This is a genomic window from Companilactobacillus futsaii JCM 17355 (assembly GCF_001435505.1).
GTDB lineage: Bacteria > Bacillota > Bacilli > Lactobacillales > Lactobacillaceae > Companilactobacillus > Companilactobacillus futsaii.
Genome location: NZ_AZDO01000100.1, coordinates 1 through 19,123 on the forward strand (window position 1 = coordinate 1; position 19,123 = coordinate 19,123).

Consider the following 19,123-nt stretch of genomic DNA (forward strand, 5'->3'; position numbering starts at 1 on the left):
TTATGGAAAATATTAAGTTTTAAAAAATGTTCGGTTATTTCTTGCAATCTGCCATAACAAAATAAAACTTGCTTGAATCATTTAGATTTTTAAAGTTAATAAGTTAGAATAAGAATATTGGAAAAGAGGTGGGGATATTGAATCGGTTAATTTTTCATTTTCAAAAAAATACTAATGATTTAGTAATATTTGCTTATTTGGTTAATGTCATCTTAATATCTCTGCTATTTAACAATCCAATTATTATTACCGGTGTATTAATTTCACTGCTGATTGTTTCGTTTTATACACAACAGGATAAATTTAAAACTTATTGTAAATTTTCGGGAATGATTTTTTTAGTGACGTTATTGTTTAATTTGATTTTAAACCAACGTGGCAATAATCTGTTACTAACGATACCATTTGTCAAAATTACCACTGAATCGCTCAGTAATGGAATTATTTTAGGTATTTCGTTTGTAAATTTATTGTGGGCTTTTTATCTGTACGATGCTTTAGTCAGAATTAAAGTTGTTTTTGAATTGTTGGCCAAGTTTTTTAAAAGTGTAGCAATTGTTTTTGTCCTTACGATTAAATTTATTCCCCAAATCATTGCTATTTATCAGGAAACTAAAGCTTTGAATAATTTTCGAGTTTATGAGAAATCTCGAAAATTTACCCAACAAATCAAAGCGACTATGGCTCTTATCGAAGTGGTTTTGAACAAAGCAATGGCCAGTTTTATGAATGTGGCTGATGCATTAACTCTAAAAGGCTATGAACAACGTCAACACAAAATTGGGAGAACTGAATTTAAAAATAGCGATCGGATGATTTTGAGTGTTATTTTGATTTCAATAATAATCAATCTTGTTTTAGTGATTTTGAAAATTGGTAGAATCAACTTTGGATCAGCCAAATTAACTGTTCAAACTGACATTAAAATTTGGATAATCACGATTTTAGATAGTTTACTGGTTTTGTTGCCATTAATTATGGGAGGACGGGCTTACTTATGGTGGAAATACTACGTTTCAAGGACTACAGCTTCCAATACTACAACAGTCAAAGATTTTCGTTAAATAAGATTGATTTTGCACTCAATAAGGGCGATTTTGTAGTAATGATTGGAGAAACTGGCAGTGGTAAAAGTACTTTATTGAAACAATTACTGCCGATAGCTGATGGTAAAAGTTCTGGTAGTATTGAAACAGAATTATTACGAGATACGAATCATTTTGCTTATGTTTCACAATTTGTGGATAATCAGCTAATTATGGAGACTCCACGAGATGAATTGAAGTTTATTCTTGATAATCAAGGCCAATCTGATAATGAAATTGGTTTGCGAATTGCTGAAATCGCTAGCTTTTTGGGAATCATTAATTTATTGGATGAACCGATTAAAAATTTATCCGGTGGACAGAAGCAATTGATCAATTTGGCGAGTGCTCTAATTTTAAAGCCACAAGTTTTGCTATTGGATGAACCGACTTCGCAACTTGATCCGATAGCGGCTGAAAAATTATTGCAAATGGTTCACAAGGTCAATGTCGAATTTGATATGACGATAGTTTTGGTGGAACATAAATTAGACCAAGTAATACAATATACTAATCGTTTAGCCGTAATGGAGGCTGGTCATTTGATTGTTGATCAGAGTACTAGTAAAGCTTTGCAAACTATTTTTGTCAATTCTCGCTATCAAAACTATCTAACACAAATTGATCGTTTATTTTTAGAATTAAATTTGCCAGAACAAGTTTCTTTACCACTGAATAATAAAGAATTGAGTTCAATTATTCATCATCATCAAGCTGAATTGCAGTTTAAAGATAATAATATTTCGATTCAAAGCGATAGAGAATTATTTTCCGTTAGTCAGTTAAACTTTCGCTTTAAATACAATGGCAATAATATTGTAGACAACATTAGTTTTAAATTGATGAAAGGATTGTCTTATTGTGTAGTTGGGCCTAATGGTATGGGTAAAACAACATTACTCAAAGTGATTACACAACAATTGCAGAAGCAATCTGGTCATATCTTGTTTGCTGGGCAAAAATTAACTCAGGATTTTTATCGCAACGTTTTTGTTTTGCCACAAGATCCAGCAACTTTATTTGCTAAAGATACCGTTGCTAAGGAAGTAGAGTTTCAAATTGAACTAAGTCAAAGTCAGCAAACAATAGAGAATGTTTTAGAAGTTTTTTCACTGAAGGGATTAGAAGACGTTAGTCCATATGACTTGAGTGGTGGTCAACAGGAGTTCTTAGCTTTAGCTTTGGGATTTATCAAGAATCCACAAATATTGTTTTTAGATGAGCCTACAAAAGGCTTAGATCCCAACAAACGAATGGAGTTAGGTCGTCGTCTTAAAGAATTTCAGGAAAAAGGTGGGACGGTGTTTGTCAACAGCCATGATTTGTTATTTGCTGCTCAATATTTCGATCAGATAGCAATGATGTTTGATGGCAAATTGAGCGATTTTAACAGTCCACAAGCCTTTTTTAGTCATAGATATTTTTATACAACAGAAATAAATAAGGCTTTGAGAGATATTTTCCCTAAAGCCTTGTCATGGAAGGATATTGAACACTTTGAATCGTAAGTCAACAATTTTATTAGTATTATCGTTGTTAGTTTTGATTTTGATGGCAGTTTTTTCTAGTCGAAACTACTTGTTATTCTCATTTGGATTTTTAATTGTGACTTTGGGAGTTTACTTTTGGAGATTTGAGAAATCACAACACAATTCCAAAGAGATAGTTTTTATTGCTATTATTTGTGCCTTAGCAGTAGTCGGTAGAATTATTTTTGCAGCATTGCCATCTGTGAAGCCAGAATTGTTTATTTTGATTTTGGGAGCAGTAGTTAGTGGCCCAGAAACTGGTTTTTTGATGGGAACAATTATCGCTTTGACTTCTAATATGTACTTTGGTCAAGGAGTTTGGACGCCATGGCAAATGTTTGCTTTAGGCATGATTGGATTGATCTCCGGTTTAATGAGCAGTGGCGTACCTAAGTGGCTTTTAGTCGTTTGGGGATTCGCTAGTGGCTTTTTAATGGGATGGATCATGGACGTTTATTATATTATTGGGTACGTTGATCCAATTACTATTAAGAGTGTCTTTACCTCGATTATGGCTAGTTTTTACTTTGATTTTGTCCATGCTTTGTTTACGGCGGTGTTGCTATTATTTGTCGGTAAACGATGGATAAAATTGTTCAATAATTATAAGCAAAAATATGATTTATTTTGAGCATCAAAAAGGCGAGCCTAGTAATTTAGGTTCGCCTTTTAAAATTATTACGGAATTAATAAATATAAGAATGCACCAACAGCGCCACCAGCTAGAGGTCCTAAGATAGGCACCCAACTGTAGGCCCAATCAGAATCGCCTTTATTGGCAATTGGTAAGATTTGATGAGCAATTCTAGGTCCAAGGTCACGGGCTGGGTTGATAGCGTAACCAGTAGTCCCACCAAGTGAGAAACCAATTGCAGTGATCAATAGTCCGACAACGATTGGATTTAAACCTTCGGTAAATTTACCGCGAGTGAAGGCTAATAATGCGAAAACTAAAACAAATGTACCAATGAACTCACTTAAAAAGTTAAAGAAGTAATTTCTAATGGCAGGTCCAGTTGCAAACACTCCCAAAATTGCACTGGAATCTTTTGTTTCTTCCCAATGTGGATAGTAGTTGATCCAAACGATAATAGCACCAACGACACCACCTAAGGTTTGAGCTACCATGTAAGGAATAACGCTTGACCAAGGAAAGACTCCGGCAATAGCCATACCTAACGTAACTGCTGGGTTCAAATGAGCTGGACTTAAGAAGGCTGAACAGTAAACCCCCAAAGTTACTGCGAGTCCCCAACCAAGAGCAATGGCAATCCAACCAGAACCTTGGGCTTTAGATTCTTTCAATGTAACCGCGGCAACGACCCCGTCACCAAGTAAGATCAAAATTAATGTACCAATAAATTCCCCTACTAGTTGTAAGGTTAAACTATCATTCATGTAATCTCCTCCAGTTTCACAATGACTGCGCTTACATGTGATATTATACATAGATACAAGAGATAAAGCTATGGTTATTCATTGTGAAATTATTGATAATTTATTATAGAATGTATGATAATTATTCATAGTTAATTAAATAAGGAGTTCAATAATGAAAATCTATACTAGAACTGGCGACAAAGGGAAAACAAGAATTATTGGAAATGATGTTTTATACAAATCGGCTCAAAGGATCGACTCTTATGGAACAGTTGATGAATTAAATTCATTAGTTGGCGTGGTAATTGCTAATTTATCTGACAAAACAGAAGTTCTAAAAGATGAATTGTTAGAAATTCAACAATTGCTATTCGATTGTGGGACTGATTTAGCTGTTTCACCGACTGATAAAAAACACGATTTTATTTTTAAAGATGACAATGGATCAGTTGACTGGCTCGAAAAGAAGATTGATGAATACTCAGCTAAAGTCCCAGTGACTAAGAAATTTATTTTACCTGGTGGCTCAAAGACCGCTGCTAATTTGCATATGGCCAGAACTGTTACTCGTCGAGCAGAAAGGGAAATCGTTGCTTTGATGCAAGAAGAACCCATTAATGATTTTGTTTTAAAATTTATTAACCGCTTGTCGGATTATTTCTTTGCGGTAGCTCGTTTCAGTAATGTGCTTGATGGCGTTGAGGATATTCAATACCGTAATAGTAAACCAGTTTTCAGATAGGAGAAACTATGCGTTCACAAAAAGACAGAATGTTGGCAGGAGACTTGTACGTTGCTGATGACCCTGAACTTGCTAAAGATTTTCATAAAGCCAAACGATTATTGCGTGAGTACAATCAAACGACAGAGTATCAAGAAGCTGATCGTAAGAAAATTCTGGATGATCTTTTTAAGCAAAGTGGTAAGAAAATTCATATCGAACCGCCATTTCATACTGATTATGGTTGTAACACCGTTATAGGAGAGAACTTCTATAGCAATTATGACTGTATAATTCTAGATGTTGCTAATGTAAAAATCGGTGACAATGTCATGTTTGGCCCTCGCGTGGGTCTTTACACTGCAGGTCATCCAATTGATGCAATAATACGTAATGAATATTATGAATATGGTAAATCAATAACGATTGGTAATAATGTTTGGGTTGGGGGCAATGTAGTCGTCAATCCTGGTGTGACAATTGGTGATAATGTTGTTATCGGCTCAGGTTCAATTGTCACCAAAGACATTCCTAGTAACGTTATAGCGGTTGGAAATCCTTGCAGAGTTTTGCGTGAGATTAACGATCAAGATAAAAAGTATTGGGAATTAGAAAAACAACGTTATTTTGAGCAATGAAAAAGCATGTGGTTATCCACATGCTTTTTATATATCAAAGATTTCTTCTAAGTGAACAATGACACCTTGTTGGTTATTGTTAATAGTTTGGTATTTAGCAATTTCTAAAACGATTGGCGAGCCATTTTCCATCGCAACACTATGGCCAACGTATCTCAACATTTCTAAATCGTTACCACCATCGCCGAAAGCACACATTTCTTCAGATTTAATATTTAACTTGTTTGCCAGATATTCCAAGCCATAAGCTTTGTTGACGTCAGCTCTGACAACGTCGATATCACCGTGACCACTAGTTGGAATTGAAACTTTTGGCCCAATTAAATCGGCTAATTTTTGCATGTAAAATTCAGTTTCTTCATCAGGACAGTTGCAAGAAAATTTTAAGACACCATCGTCGACATTCTTGAAATCATCGACTAACTGAATTGTTGGAAAGTAGAACGTACTAGTTTTGATAAATTCTGGGGTTGAACTTTTTAAGATGTAAGCCGATTTTTGACCACACATGATTACTTGGATATCTTCTAGACTATTTAAAATATCAATCACGCGCATCTTTAAGTCATTACTAAAAATGTCAGAGCGAAAAACTTCACTGTGACTGCCGACTAGAGCACCATTTTCTGCTACAAAAAGAGTTTCTGGAAAATCTTTAAAGAAATTTCTCAATTGGTCATACTGATTTCCACTAGCAGAAACGAATTGAATATCATTTTGAAGCATGTAATCATAAACTCTTTGAAATCTTGGCTTGTTAAAGGTTTTTTCATCGGTTAAAAAAGTACCGTCCATATCAGTTGCTACTAATTTGATTGTCATATTATTAAATCCTTTCGAATGATTTAATTGTAAAAGAAGATGTAAGAAACTAGCAATCGAATTTGTTAAATAATTAAAAAACTTTTTTAGTCAAAAATTTGGCAATACCGTCGTTGTTGTTAGTGTCAGTAACGTTGTCAGCATAGGATTTAGCTAGGTCTGATCCATTGCCCATAGCTACAGCTGTACCAGCGAATTTGAACATTGGAATATCGTTTTGCTCATCGCCAAAGACCATTATTTCATTAGGATCAATATTAAGTGTTTGGGATAGTTTTTTAAGACCACTACCTTTGTTGACATTTTGGTGCATAATTTCTAAAAAGTTGCCAGCAGCACGGACTACATAATAGTCATCTGAGAATTGTTTTTTGACAGGTTGTTCAAATTTATCTAGTTGTTCTTTTTCACCAACAATAGCAGCTTTAGTGATTTCAAAATCATCAGCTAATTCATCGGGGGTACGGATCAAAAGCCCAGCACTGTTTTCCCACGCTTGGATAACGGCAAAACGATTAACATTGCGATCGGAAGTGTAGACGTTGCTGTCGTCATCTAGGACGTAATAGGGCATCTGATTAATAGTTGCGTAACTGGCAATCTTTCGATAACTGTCATTATCCAAAGTATTTTTAGAAATGATTTTGCCAGAAACGGTTTCAACTAGAGCCCCGTTATAAGTAATTACATATTGTTCATCACCGTCAATACCTAATTCTTTTAAATAAGGATTCACTCCAGCTAAAGGGCGACCGGAACAAAGCACGATTTTAATTCCCATTTGCCAAGCCTTTTGTAAAGCATCTTTGGTTTGAGTAGTGATTTTATTTTGTGAATTTAAAAGTGTGTCATCTACGTCGATAGCGATTAGTTTAATCATAAATACTCCCTTTTTTAATTTGGTTAATTAAGATAAAGATATTGTACCAAATCAATAAAGCGTTTTCAATCAACGACTTGATCGTGCAAAAATTGTTGTCTTCCAATGGCAATTAAACCAGTTAAATAATCTTTTTTAAAGTTGTGGTCAAAAATTAGTGAATAATTTTGATGAAGAGGCAACTTTTTATCAATCGTTTGTTTAATATGATTGATTTCACCACTTGATAAGTTTAATTTTTCGATATAAGCAATCATTAAATTGGGATTTAATAAACTGATAATATTTTGTAAATGCTGGATTATTTCTTGTGTTTTATCGTTTGAAGAGACAGTACCAAATTCGATTTTACCTGTTAAACCATCGGCACCGTGCAATAAATGATTATTAATGACGACTCCAACGCCAGGACCAAAATTTTTAGGGAAATAGATGCCAACAGTGATATTTTCTTGATCAGATTTTTTATTGGCACCATAAGTACTAGCATTGACATCATTGACAATTAAAGCATCGATTCCGGTAGCGGTAGTAATGGCCGCAGTCAAATTGATTCCTTGCAGCGATTGAACGTCACTAATTTGTAATAAGGCATTCAATTCAACACCTGGAACACCAACGATAATTTTAATAGGGCGTTCTTTTAAAGTCATAGTCTTGATAAAGTCTAATAAGTAATCTAATGATTCTAGAGGTTTAGTAGCCTGTCTTTTTTGATAAATTTGCCCCAATAAATCACAAAGATAATAAGTTATTAGAATTTTTCCATTAGACTCAATCAGTTGAAAAATTCCCAATTTACCAGCATCGGCACGTAACTGATAAGTTTTTGCACGTCGCCCTGATGTGTTTAAAAAGCCGTTAGTGATGAGGTGTTTGTTGTCTAATACATCAAGTAATTTGTTGATACTGACGATACTTAAACCGGTTTGAATCGATAAGTTTTTAGCCGATTGGGAGTCGTTTTGTTGTAATAAATTAAGTACTTTGAGTAAATTTCTTTGACGAGTGGTTGGCTTGGCTTTTGATGTCAAAAAATAACCTCCTAATGGTCGCTTTGTCATATTTAATAAAAATATTTATTATAATTTAGAACTATATATGTTTAAACATACAATATAATGTATTTAGTTATAAGAATAACAAATCAATTTTTAGAGAATGGTGACGTTTATGATAAAGAATAATTATGACGTGGAACTTGAACGATTAAGACAAATTCAATCTGTTGATATACCACATTTGAAACGAGTAAAAATGGTAGTTAAAGATCGAGTAGACGCTCATTCTTATGATCCGGTGATTTATGAACACTTGAAAAAATTACCAGATGATCCTGATTTGCCAGACGATTTGACACAATTGCGTGATGGAAATAACCATAATGTTATCCAGAATTCTTATCCAAACGTCAATGTTGAAAATAGTTTCACTTATGAATTAGGTCGCAAAGTTCGTTATCTAAAAATTTTTAGAAACGATGTGTCTTCAAATAAAGCGCTAATTTACATGCATGGCGGAGCTTTTTACGGTGGTACTCCAGAAGATACTTTACCATTTTTAACCTTATTAGCCACTAATTTTGCTGGAGCTATTTATAGCGTTGATTATGGAATTGCTCCCGAAAAACCTTATCCAAATGGCATTATGGATTCACTATCAGTAGTGATAGAAGCACGTAAGTCGTTTGATAAAATATCTTTATCAGGGGATTCGGCTGGTGGTGCGATTGCCTTAAGTGTTAGTCAATTGTGTCATGATTTAGGACTTTGCGAGATAGATAAACATTTATTGTTTTATCCTACAGTTGTACACGGTTCCAATCATCAAGGCTGTTTATGGAATGATTGTGAAATTCCAATTAAAGATGATCAAAGACGTATTTTACACAATAATTATACGCAATTTAAGCAATTGGATTCTATCATGACCAAGTACTATACGAATGGACAAAATATTGATTTAGAAGCTCCAATTATTTCTCCGTTGTATGCTCAGCCATTAATTTTTAAAAAAATTCTCGTTCTAACTGGGGAGTTTGATCCATTTAGATTGCAAGATGAAGCCTTTGTTCAAAAAATCGGTTTGGCTGGCTGTAATGCCAAGTACATTCGTTATGGGGGCTTAGGCCATGCCTTCTTAAATTATATCGGCAAAGTTCCAGCGGTTGAAGATGCCTTGAATTTATCTGCTAAATATTTAAACGAAGACAAATAAGCATCTATTCAGATATAGTCTTTGGACTATTATCTGAATAGATGCTATTTTTGACTTTGAATTATTGGAAATAAACAATAAATGACGTTATCTAGTCGGTAGTGGCAGCTTTGTGAATGCTCAGTACTGAAATTTACGTTAATCAAAATTTATTAAGAACCTATTTTTAGTGAAACTGCTTTTTATTACACCTTTTCATCAAGTAAATTACTCATATTTTTAAGCTTTTTGATTTGGAAGTTCCAAGTGCTTACTAAAACTAAAACTGATCCGCTCCAAGCTAATGGATTGGCCATGGCGGCTCCGTAAAATCCAAAGAAGTGGACTAAAACAACACCGGCAAATACACGCATTAATAACTCTGCAATACCAGCAATGGTAGGGGCTTTTTGATTACCCAAACCTTGAAGCGTGTATCTAACGATAAATAGGATCGATAAAATAAAGTAAGTTGAACCGTTGAAATAATAGTAAATTTGAACCAGATTTAAAACGGCGTTTTGAGTGCCATTCATAAACAAATGTGAGATGGCACGTCCAAAAACAATCAAGAGTCCACCAATTAGGAGACTGGAAGAAACGGAAATAATGATACCGTCGCGCACACCACGTAAGATTCGTTGAAATTTCTTAGCACCAAGGTTTTGAGCCGTGTAGTTGACTAAAGCTAGGCCAAAACTAAAGGCTGGTAAAGTAGCAATTTGCTCAACACGCCCAGCCACAGTATAAGCAGCTACAGCATTAGCACCGAGAGTGTTCAGCATTACTTGCAAGATGATGGAGCCAATAGCAATGATTGAAGATTGAAATCCCATTGGCAAACTGATATGAAGTAATTCTTTGATTTCTTTCATATCCAGCTTAAAATCTTTTCGTGTCAAAATTAAATATGGAATATGATGCCGAATATAGAAATAAAGAATTATAAATGTAATCGTTTGTGCAACAACGGTAGCTAAACCAGCACCAGCTACACTCATATGCAAGTAAAGAATGAATACTAATTCTAATAAGATATTTAAAACGGTACTGATGATCAAGAAAAATAGTGGTACACGTGAATCACCAAGTGCCCGCATTGTATTACCTAAAAAATCAAACCCAACGAAAGAAAAAATTCCTGCAAAAATAATTTCCAAAAAGATAAATGAATCATGAATTAATACTTTAGGTGTTTGCATAATAACTAACAATGGGTAGGCGAGAATTAAGGCTAACAAAGTAAAAATAATTGTTATCCAAAAAGAGATAATTATTCCCGAAGCAAAGCTTTGTTTAACACCTTGCTCATCATTGGCACCATGCTTTTGGGCCGTTAAGATAGTTAGACCACTAGTCATACCTTGAGCAAAGCCGATGATTAAACCAGTCAGTCCACCAGTTGCACCGACACTAGCTAAAGCATTAACACTGATTGTTTTTCCGACAATTAAAGTATCAATAAAACTATAAAATTGTTGAAAAAAGTTACCTAGTAATAAAGGAATCGTGTACAGAAAAATAACTTTCATAGGTCTTCCACGAGTCAGATCTATCATATTACAATTCCCCTTTGTCTAATCAAGACCATTCTATCATGTTTAAAATTAATAGTATTAAATGCAACACCTAAATCTTATTTTTTAGAGAACCATTTTCTAATAAATTAAATTAATTGTCATGACAATGGAAATAAGCTATGTTAAAGGTATAAAAAGAACGGAGGGTGTTTTAATGTCAGCAAAATTTGATTTTGACGTACTGTATATCGGAGCAGGTCATGGAACTTTTGATGGGGCAGCTCCCTTGGCTCAAACAGGAGTATCTGTTGGGGTTGTTGAAAGCGGTTTAGTTGGAGGAACTTGTCCTAATCGAGGATGTAATGCAAAAATAGCTCTTGATGAACCAGTTAAGATGACACGTGAAGCTCAAAGAATGGATGATATTTTACAAGGAAATATTTCTATCGATTGGGCTAAGAATATGGAACATAAGCAAGAAATTATCGATGTTCTGCCAGCTGGATTAACAAAACGTCTGGAAGATGCCGGTGCTAAAGTGATGCATGGTCATGCTAAGTTTGTCGATAATCATACTGTTCTCATTGATGATGATAAGAAAGTAACAGCTGAAAAAATCGTTATTTCTACTGGTTTGAAGTCACATCGACTCGATATTCCAGGAACAGAATTGGCACACGATAGTGAAGACTTTTTAAATTTGACTAAGTTACCTGAACACATCACGATTATTGGCTCAGGTTATATTGGAATGGAATTCGCTACGATTGCTAATGCAGCAGGATCCAAAGTTACCGTCATGCTACATTCTGATAAAGTTTTGAGAGATTTTTATCAACCTTATGTTGAACAAGTGGTCGCAGATTTGAAAGAACGTGGAGTTCAATTTATTAAAAATAGTGATGTCCAATCATTTGAGCAAAAAGATAATAGTTACCAAATTCATTATGGTAAGGATGAAACTTTGACTACTGATTGGATTTTAGATGCAACGGGTAGAATTCCTAATGTTGGTAATTTAGGTTTAGATGAAATTGGTGTTAAATATGATAAAACTGGTGTTTTAGTAAACGATTATTTACAAACTAATATTGAAAATATTTATGCTTCTGGTGATGTCATCTCTAGCAATCAACCAAAAGTAACTCCCGCAGCTTATTTCGAATCTAAATATTTAATGTCATTATTCTCAGGCCAAACGACTGATCCTATTAAATTCCCAGTAATTCCAACCGTTGTCTTCACTTCTCCAAGAATTGCTCAAGCTGGAATTTCTGTCGATGAAGGTAAGAAGAAAGGGTATCAAATTAGTGAAAATGATTTAGCAAATTATTGGTACTATATTGTTGATAAAGAGCCAATTGCTCACAGTACTCAAATTCATGATAAAGATGGTCACTTAGTTGGTGTCACTGAAATTAGTGATCAAGCTGAAGATGCTATCAATGCGTTATTGCCAGCAATTGAATTCAAATTTGATCGTCAACAAGTTAGTCGTTTGATTGGATTATTCCCAACAATCGGTTATGCTGCTTGGCATCGTGCTTAGTTAGCAAAAATAGCCCTGCTAGAAAAAATTTCTAGTAGGGCTATTTCTATGGAATAAATTAATAAGTTAACTCAATCTCTTGGTTGGCGGTCAATGGTAAGTCTTTACCAATAAATTGAACCTCAGTATCTTTATCAGTCACAATAGTAATTGTATCTTTAGTAATCTTAAATGAGAACTGAACACCCTTAAATAACATTTTGAAGGTAATTTCTTTCCAGTGTTTAGGCATGTGTGGATTGATTTCTAATTGATTGCCACGATAGTCGACACCGGCAAAGTATGACGTTACGACGTTTAATGTAGCACCCATAACGCCTAAGTGGATCCCTTCAGCAGTAGTACCACCTTGAATGTCGTAATAGTCACTAGTTAATGCTTCGTAGAATAATTTCCAAGCTTGTTTATCATCGCTTATTTTCAGAAGTAACATCGAGTAAACGATTCTTGATAGGGTAGATCCATGAGTAGTTCTTTGAATGTAGTATTGAATATTGTCGCTGATAAATTTATTAGGATTGGTAATCGGGTAGTTTAAATCCTTCATAATATCGAGAAAATCACTTTCCCTAATATTAAAAAGTGCCATCAAAGTGTCAGCTTGTTTAGCAACTTTATAGTTATCCGGAGAATCATTATGGGCTTTGAGAATACGGTCCATTCGAGAAATATTGCCATATTGCTGACGGTATTTGTCAAAATCCAATTCCTTCAAGTCAAAGTAACCCTCAAACTGGCCTAAGATATCATCTTGAAAGTCCAATTTGAGATTGTGTCTAATACTGTTCATTTTTTCAAGATAATCAGGATTGAAATCTGTGCGTTCTAGATTGTCTTTAATGCTGTCGATTGGTTGAGTATGTAACATTTTAGTGATTTGTTTAAAAAGCCAGCTGACCATAATATTAGTATAGGCATTGTTTTTGAGTCCACCGTCGTCTTTTTTAGGATAGCCTTCGTGAAATTCGTCTGGTCCCATTACATTTTCAATTGAATATTTAGCAGTTTTCTCATCGTATTTGGACATATCGATCCAGAACTTGGCAATTTGGAGTAACATTTCTAGACCGTATTTTTTCATGAATTCTTCGTTTTCAGTCAAATTGTAGTAATTCCAAATATTGTAGGCGATTGCTAAGGAAACGTGACGCTGTTTACGAGAATTATCAGGATCCCATTTTTTGGTGAGCGGATTTAAGTGAACTTCTTGGGATTGTTCATCACCATACATACCACTTTGCCAAGGGTACATAGCACCGTTATAGTCATCATCAGAAGCATAATCCATGGCAGCTCCTAGACGGTTATAACGATACATTAGTAAGGATTTGACTAATTGAGGGGCGTGTAAAATATAAAAATTCATATCAAAGAGCTCGTCCCAAAAAATATGACCACGATATCCTTCACCAGTTAGTCCACGAGAGCCGACTGAAGCATCAAGATCCTTATTGGCATTAGATTGTGCGGCACTAGTCATACTGTAGCTGTTTAGTCGGAGTAACTTTTGAGCCGTTATGTCGCCTATAACGGTAACATCTTCCTTATTCCAAACTTGTTGCCAATTATCTAGTGATTGTTGTCGGTTAAAGTCAAAATTGCTAGGGAAATGATATTTATTAACGACTTGTTCAATAGCAGATTTGATCTCTAATGAAGTAAAGATGGCGACGTCTTTTTCAATTGTATAAGTTTGTCCCTGTGATACGGAGAACTCAACAAACTGGGAAGCTATCTCATCAGTATTGTTGATAGAATATTTAGCGTCAGTAATTTGTGGAAAACGTAGATTCGTTTTGATTGCTAATTTGATTTTAGATTGACTAGTATGTGCTAATAACGTAGTTTCTTCATTCTCATTTATTATATTATCAATCGATAAATGTTTCTTAGCTAGATTTTTGTAACGATCGACGTTACTGTTAATTACTGATCCATCAGTTTGCGAAATCACTGAAATTTTACCGGAAAAGTTTAGTGGTTGAATCTTATATTGTAAGTAGTAATTGTGGTAATTTTTTAAATCAGCTATTTTTTTAGCGATAACTTTTAATTCTTTGCCATCGTCTAGTTTAATCAAATTAGTGATAGTCAAAATACCGGATTTTAAATTTAAAGAACGCAAGGATTCTTGAATTGATTTTTGGTCAATTTTGAAGAAATCACCATCGTCTACTTTGAAACTTAAATATTGGGCATTAGGTAGATTGACCAAATCTTCATTGATAACGTTACGATTATTAACTGGCGTAGCTAATTGATTGAACACACCTGCAACATAAGTAGCTGGATAATTGTCAACACTAGCTTTGGCCTCCAAATAAGTACCGCGTAATCCCAAAAATCCATTTCCAATTGTCTGCATTGATTCTTGACCGTATTGGCGCTTTTTGTGTGAAATTCCATAATAGTCAAGATGCCAAGTTGAATAATTAATTTCTTTTTCAGCTATAGTATTTAAGTCCGAATTTTCTAAATCGGCATAATTGATCACTGGGATATGGAAGATGTTTTCTAATTCATCTCCAAAATCAAAGACTTCGTTATTATATCTAAAAACATTTTTTTTCAAGACGGCTTGAGGAGAATTCATAATAACGATTACGTTAATTGAATCAGAAATATTTTCTTTAAAATTGTGAAAATTTTGTTTAAGTTTCAATTTTGAATCTAATTCAAAACTACCTTCATCTAAAGTATTTATGTCATTTGAGTAGACCAAATGGTGTTCAGTGATTTTTAAATACAAAGGTTTCATAATCAATTCCTCCATAAAATAGCAGAATAAAAATCTTAGCTATGTGTTTAAACATATCCATACAATATGTATTATACTCTCAATCATTAGTGTTTCAACGCGACTTTTATAATAAATTATTACAAAACTTGATGTTTATACAGGAATAGTTGTAATATAGTATATGTTAGAAGTATGTAATCGGTTACTAATTTTTAGGAGGTGCTTTTTATGAAAGGTACAGTTAGAATGCTAGCTCCAGTTTCTGGACGAGCAGTTGATATAACTGAAGTTCACGATCCGATGTTTTCAGAAAAAGCAATGGGTGAAGGCTACGGAGTATTTCCCACTAGTCATGAAATCGTTGCCCCAGTTTCTGGTAAAATTATGTTAGTTGCATCAACAAAGCATGCAATTGGTTTTAGTACTGCCGAGGGGCTTGAAGTATTAGTTCATATGGGTGTTGATACTGTTGAGCTCAATGGAACTCCTTTCGAATTATTCGTTAAAGAGGGAGATTCAGTTAAAGCTGGACAAAAGATTGCGACAATGGACACAGAAGCAGTCAAGAAGGCTGGTAAGGTAACTGATGTTATTGTTGCCATTACTAATACTGCCAAGACGGTTAAAGAAATCCATGTCAATGCGGGTGATGTTAAAGCTGGCCAAGAAGTTGCTCAAGTTGAACCAATGGCGCCAGGAGAAGCTACTGCTAGACCTAAGGGCAAAGTTGATTATGATCAATTAGGTAAAGACATTGTTAAAAATGTTGGTGGAGTAGGTAATGTTGAGAACGTTATCCACTGTATCACACGTGTCCGTTTTTATTTGAAAGATGACAATAAAGCAAATGATGATGTCATCAAAAATATGAATGGTGTTTTGGATGTTGCTAAAGCTGGTGGACAATATCAAGTCGTAATTGGACCAGCTGTAAATGATGTTTATGATGCTGTTGTTAAGGCGTTAGGTCCTAGTTTTGGTGGAGATTCAGAAACCAAGATGCCAAAACCAAAGGCTCCTAAAGGTATTTGGCCTAAGACTAAATTTTATTTTAGTGCTCTTATTGGTGTTATTACAGCCAGCATGATGCCCGTTATCGGGTTATTAGCTGCTTCTGGTATTTTAAAGGGACTTTTAGCTTTGATTGTTTCAGCTAATTGGTTGTCAGCTAAGAGTTCTACATACATGATCATCAACGCCATGGGAGATTCAGTCTTTTACTTCTTGCCAATTTTAGTTGGATTTACTGCTGCTAAGAGATTAGGCGCTAACCAAATTATCATGGGTGTTGTTGGTGGTGTTTTAGCCTATCCAACTTTGGTACAAGTTGCCAGCAAAACAGCAAGTACTTCTATGAATATCAATGGTGATTTCTTTGGTATTCCAATTCATATCGCTAATTATACTTATTCAATTTTCCCAATGATTGCTGCTGCTTGGTTGGCTTCAAAAATTGAACCATGGCTCAAGAAACATATTGTAATGTCGTTAAGAATGATTCTTAGTCCTTTGCTAGAAGTATTTATCGTCAGTGCAATTATTATTGTAATCGTTGGACCAGTAATTACATTATTAAGTTCATATCTTGCTAGTGGTATCGTTGCTCTATTGAAGTTCAGTCCTGCAATTTCTGGATTGATTATTGGCGGATTCTATCAATGTCTAGTAATTTTTGGATTACATTGGGCAGTTATCCCAGTTGTTGCTAGTCAAATCGCTACAACTGGACACAGTGCTTTGAATGCTATTGTTTCAGCTACAATGATTGCCCAAGGTGCTGCTGCAATGGCTGTCTTTGTTAAGACTAAGAAGAATATTGATATGAAACAAATTGCCGGTGCCGCTACACTTTCAGCTTTTGCCGGAGTTACAGAACCTGCAATGTATGGTATTAATTTGAAATATGGTAGAATTTTCTGGACTGCTAACATCGGAAGTGCTGTTGGTGGTTTGATTACTGGTTTACTTCATGTTGATATGTGGGGCTTTGCTGGATCATTGATTGGTTTTGCCTCATTTATCAATCCAAAAGGTATTGATGCTAGTTTCACAGGATACTTGATTGCTTCAGCTGCAACAATCGTCGTTTCATTTGTATGTACTTATCTCTTCGGATTCAAAGAAGAAGATTTGGAAAGCAGTCACGCTGTTGAAAAGGTAAGATTAGGTAGCCGTGAACCTGCACAAGCTAATTAATATATGATTCTAATTAAAAGATTTGTCGTATAATATATGGCAAATCTTTTTTTGTTAGACTTTTTAGAAATCTATTATTACAATTAAACAAGTTTCTACTATATATAAAGGAGTTTTGATAATGGATTATATTATTGGTGTGGATATTGGAACGACGAGTACTAAAAGTGTGCTTTACGATACCAAAGGTAAAGTGATCGCCTATGCCAATTCTGGTTATCAACTCTATCAAGATATTCCTGATATGGCTGAAGAGGATCCTGAAGAAATTTTCGGAGCGGTTTTAGAAACGATGGGTTCAGTTATTCGCAAATCTCAAGTCCAAGCTTCAGAAGTAAAAGGGGTATCATTTTCTTCAGCAATGCACAGCCTGATTTTGATGGATCAAAACGACCGACCATTGACTCGAGCTATCACTTGGGCCGACAATCGTGCTGCCAAATATAGTGAAGAGTTAAAAGAAAATGGTTTGGGACAACAGATCTATCAAAAAACTGGTACGCCAATTCATCCAATGGCACCACTGTCAAAAATCCTTTGGCTACGGCATGAGAAGAACAACTTGTTCAGGCAGACGAAAAAGTTTATCGACTTAAAAACTTATGTCTTCTTTAAACTATTTGGCGTTTATAAAATGGAGTATTCGATTGCTTCGGCAACCGGGATGTTCAATATTTTCAAACTCGATTGGGATCAACAAGCTTTGGATGTCTTGCAAATTGACCGGAATCAACTGCCAAAATTAGTTGAACCAACTGATCAAATTACAGGATTAAAATCTGAATACGCCCAATTGCTAGGCCTTAAAGAAACAACTCCTTTTATTTTCGGTGCTAGTGATGGGGGCTTGTCCAATTTAGGGGTCAATGCTATCGATTCTGGGGTAGTGGCTGTTACTATCGGAACTAGTGGAGCCGTTCGAGTTGTTGTAGATAAGCCAGTCGTTGATCCAGACGGAAAATTATTTTGTTACGCTTTAACTAAAGATAAATGGGTCGTTGGTGGTCCAGTCAATAATGGTGGTATCGTCTTTCGTTGGGTCAAAGATCAATTGTTTGCTCCCGAAAAAATTACTGCTGAACAAATGCAAGTTTCTACTTATGATATCTTGACGAAAATTGCTCAAAAGATTCCTGCTGGATCAGATGGATTATTATTTCATCCATATTTAGGTGGGGAACGAGCACCAATTTGGAATGCCTATGCTAGAGGTTCTTTCTTTGGCTTGACAAGAAAGCATACTAGAGCTCACATGTTAAGAGCCACCCTTGAAGGTATTGTTTACAACTTATACGTTGTGATGCTAACGATTGAAAAAATCACTGGCAAGCCTAAGAGCATACGAGCCACTGGTGGATTTGCTAGATCTGCTTTGTGGAGACAAATGTTGGCGGATATTTTTGAACAAGAAGTATCGATTCCTGAGAGTTTTGAAAGTTCTTGTTTGGGTGCAGCGGTTTTGGCCATGTATTCTTTAGGTTATATTGATGATTTATCAGAGGTCAAAAACATGGTCGGTGTGACTGATACACATCAGCCAAATTATGAAAATTCCAAAATTTATCGGGAATTGTTACCGATTTGGATTCGCATTTCCAAGATTTTAGAACCAGAATACAAAGCAGTCGCTGATTTTCAAAAGAAACACAATAATTAGTTTGACCGATATCTTTAATTATATTTTTTAAAGTAAAGCACCATAAACCTTGTTAAATCAAGATTTGTGGTGTTTTTTTAATCTTTTTACAAGTTGACAATTCAAAAAAGTACGAAAAAATTCGAAATAATTTAGTTTTTTATTGGTGATTTTATGAAATGGCAGATTGTAAAATATAACCGAACACTAGTGGACACAAAAACCCATAAA

At 34.9% G+C, this 19,123-nt stretch carries 15 protein-coding genes; 9 read left to right on the top strand and 6 right to left on the bottom strand.

All coding sequences use genetic code 11. The features are described 5' to 3' along the window. Window positions 1–329: 329 nt before the first annotated feature. From FC88_RS07705 to FC88_RS07715, 3 genes are read left to right on the top strand one after another with little or no spacing between them, the layout of a single operon-like run. Entirely contained in the window at window positions 330–1,064 is a 735-nt protein-coding gene (locus FC88_RS07705) for an energy-coupling factor transporter transmembrane component T family protein (RefSeq protein ID WP_326838828.1), read from the top strand. Next, complete coding sequence (locus tag FC88_RS07710) at window positions 998–2,593, top strand: ABC transporter ATP-binding protein (protein ID WP_057814414.1); 1,596 nt, start codon at window positions 998–1,000, stop codon at window positions 2,591–2,593. The genes FC88_RS07705 and FC88_RS07710 overlap by 67 nt, the downstream gene beginning before the upstream one ends. Beyond that, window positions 2,583–3,245: an ECF transporter S component family protein gene (locus tag FC88_RS07715; RefSeq protein WP_057814439.1), complete on the top strand. Its 663-nt coding sequence runs from the start codon at window positions 2,583–2,585 to the stop codon at window positions 3,243–3,245. Before FC88_RS07710 ends, FC88_RS07715 begins: the two co-directional genes overlap by 11 nt. A 47-nt stretch (window positions 3,246–3,292) precedes the next feature. On the opposite strand, the gene FC88_RS07720 is transcribed toward FC88_RS07715, so the two are convergent. Beyond that, complete coding sequence (locus tag FC88_RS07720) at window positions 3,293–4,012, bottom strand: MIP/aquaporin family protein (protein WP_057814416.1); 720 nt, start codon at window positions 4,010–4,012, stop codon at window positions 3,293–3,295. A gap of 154 nt (window positions 4,013–4,166) precedes the next feature. Between FC88_RS07720 and FC88_RS07725 the strand changes: the two genes are divergently transcribed. Both FC88_RS07725 and FC88_RS07730 read left to right on the top strand, forming a co-directional pair. Next, window positions 4,167–4,736 carry a cob(I)yrinic acid a,c-diamide adenosyltransferase gene (locus FC88_RS07725; RefSeq protein ID WP_057814418.1) on the top strand — a complete coding sequence of 190 codons (570 nt, stop codon included), beginning with the start codon at window positions 4,167–4,169 and terminating at the stop codon, window positions 4,734–4,736. Between the two features lie 8 nt (window positions 4,737–4,744). Next, window positions 4,745–5,353, top strand: a complete 609-nt coding sequence (locus FC88_RS07730) for a sugar O-acetyltransferase (protein ID WP_057814420.1) — start codon at window positions 4,745–4,747, stop codon at window positions 5,351–5,353. A 27-nt stretch (window positions 5,354–5,380) separates the two neighbouring features. Here the strand turns inward: FC88_RS07730 and FC88_RS07735 are convergent, their stop codons facing one another. The 3 genes from FC88_RS07735 to FC88_RS07745 form a co-directional block, all read right to left on the bottom strand. Continuing rightward, window positions 5,381–6,175 (bottom strand): Cof-type HAD-IIB family hydrolase, encoded by a 795-nt coding sequence (locus tag FC88_RS07735; protein ID WP_057814422.1) that lies wholly within the window; start codon window positions 6,173–6,175, stop codon window positions 5,381–5,383. A 73-nt stretch (window positions 6,176–6,248) separates the two neighbouring features. Further along, the gene (locus tag FC88_RS07740) at window positions 6,249–7,055 is read right to left on the bottom strand and encodes a Cof-type HAD-IIB family hydrolase (RefSeq protein WP_057814424.1); all 807 of its coding nucleotides are present in this window, start codon (window positions 7,053–7,055) and stop codon (window positions 6,249–6,251) included. A gap of 65 nt (window positions 7,056–7,120) precedes the next feature. Then, window positions 7,121–8,089 carry an ROK family protein gene (locus tag FC88_RS07745; RefSeq protein ID WP_057814426.1) on the bottom strand — a complete coding sequence of 323 codons (969 nt, stop codon included), beginning with the start codon at window positions 8,087–8,089 and terminating at the stop codon, window positions 7,121–7,123. A 139-nt stretch (window positions 8,090–8,228) separates the two neighbouring features. On the opposite strand from FC88_RS07745, the gene FC88_RS07750 reads away from it, so the two are divergent. After that, the gene (locus FC88_RS07750; RefSeq protein WP_057814428.1) at window positions 8,229–9,272 is read left to right on the top strand and encodes an alpha/beta hydrolase fold domain-containing protein; all 1,044 of its coding nucleotides are present in this window, start codon (window positions 8,229–8,231) and stop codon (window positions 9,270–9,272) included. A 185-nt stretch (window positions 9,273–9,457) separates the two neighbouring features. Here FC88_RS07750 and FC88_RS07755 read toward each other — a convergent pair whose 3' ends face one another. Beyond that, entirely contained in the window at window positions 9,458–10,810 is a 1,353-nt protein-coding gene (locus FC88_RS07755; RefSeq protein WP_057814429.1) for an MATE family efflux transporter, read from the bottom strand. 175 nt (window positions 10,811–10,985) lie between these two features. Here FC88_RS07755 and FC88_RS07760 point away from each other — a divergent pair, with 175 nt between their 5' ends. Next, complete coding sequence (locus tag FC88_RS07760; RefSeq protein WP_057814431.1) at window positions 10,986–12,320, top strand: dihydrolipoyl dehydrogenase family protein; 1,335 nt, start codon at window positions 10,986–10,988, stop codon at window positions 12,318–12,320. Window positions 12,321–12,378: 58 nt separating this feature from the next. Here the strand turns inward: FC88_RS07760 and FC88_RS07765 are convergent, their stop codons facing one another. Then, window positions 12,379–15,078: a glycoside hydrolase family 65 protein gene (locus tag FC88_RS07765; protein ID WP_057814433.1), complete on the bottom strand. Its 2,700-nt coding sequence runs from the start codon at window positions 15,076–15,078 to the stop codon at window positions 12,379–12,381. A gap of 210 nt (window positions 15,079–15,288) precedes the next feature. Here FC88_RS07765 and FC88_RS07770 point away from each other — a divergent pair, with 210 nt between their 5' ends. Beyond that, window positions 15,289–17,256, top strand: coding sequence for a PTS sugar transporter subunit IIABC (locus FC88_RS07770; RefSeq protein ID WP_057814435.1), 1,968 nt, complete (start codon window positions 15,289–15,291; stop codon window positions 17,254–17,256). Window positions 17,257–17,377: 121 nt separating this feature from the next. Then, window positions 17,378–18,913, top strand: coding sequence for a gluconokinase (gene gntK / locus FC88_RS07775; protein WP_057814437.1), 1,536 nt, complete (start codon window positions 17,378–17,380; stop codon window positions 18,911–18,913). Window positions 18,914–19,123: the final 210 nt, after the last annotated feature.